We start from the raw sequence: 1,015 nt of genomic DNA, 5'->3' as shown, positions 1-1,015 counted from the left end.
GCGCGGTCTTGGGGGTTCCCCCCATGAGCGACTGCATCAAGACAGAGCATTTCCCATCTATTTTACTTTGTTGCCAAAGTTAGGGAGTAGTAATTTAACAGAACAAAAAAGTGTCTTGTCCAAGGTTATCCCAATTTTTAAAAACTATAAAATCTGCCTGTTAGGAGATAGAGAATTTTGCTCGGTAAAATTATCAAAGCACTTACAGGACTTAGGCGTATATTTTTGTTTGCGATTAAAAAAGGATGAATTTGTTGAATATAAAAAAAATAATTGGGTTGAACTCAATGATTTAGGTTTAGTCCCTGGAGTGTCTTTATTTATCCAAGGAGTTAAAGTGACCAAGACTCGGGGATTCTTTAATTTTAATGTAGCTTGTAAGTGGCAACGTAAACTCAAAGGTACATCTCCGTTCGCGTAGCGTGGCCAAAGGCCAAAGAACCATGGTTTTTACTGACAAACTTTTCTAACTTAGAGTCGGCAGTTTCAGCTTATAAAAAAAGATTTGATATCGAGGAGATGTTTAGAGATTTTAAAACAGGTGGTTATAATTTAGAGGACACTAAGCTTCAGGGTGAACGCTTTATTTCTCTAGTTTTATTGATAGCAATAGCTTACACTTCCGCAACATTTCAAGGTCAGCATATTAAACGTCAAGGAATACAAAAATATGTTGGTCGTGTGAAAGAATCTGGTCGAATAGAGCGGAGGCATAGCAGTTTTTACATTGGTTTATACGGTCACACCTGGGTTAATTTTAAAGATTTTTGTATAGAGTTAGTAACCGAATTAATGAGACGTGGGTCCTAATAAGCGATGCAGCGCGGTCTTGGGGGTTTCCCCCATGAGCGACTGCATCAAGACAACGAAAGTATTATCAACGAGGTATAAGGGCTAGGTCGCTTATAGAGTCTGGGTTTTAGCTTATTTCGTCGCCCCCCCAGGGCAACAGGCAAGAGGCGAGGGAGCATCCCATTCTGGCAAATATACCTTTATATGTGGGCGGTAGAATCAC

Annotated in this window: 1 pseudogene; it reads left to right on the top strand. The window is 39.7% G+C overall.

From position 1 onward, the window contains the following. Positions 1-783, top strand: a pseudogene (locus F6K53_RS45425) (IS4 family transposase); the annotation flags it as partial. Positions 784-1,015 lie beyond the last annotated feature (232 nt).

It is taken from the genome of Moorena sp. SIO4A1, from assembly GCF_010672065.1.
Classification (GTDB): Bacteria; Cyanobacteriota; Cyanobacteriia; order Cyanobacteriales; family Coleofasciculaceae; genus Moorena.
This window is presented reverse-complemented; position numbering and strand designations above follow the sequence as displayed.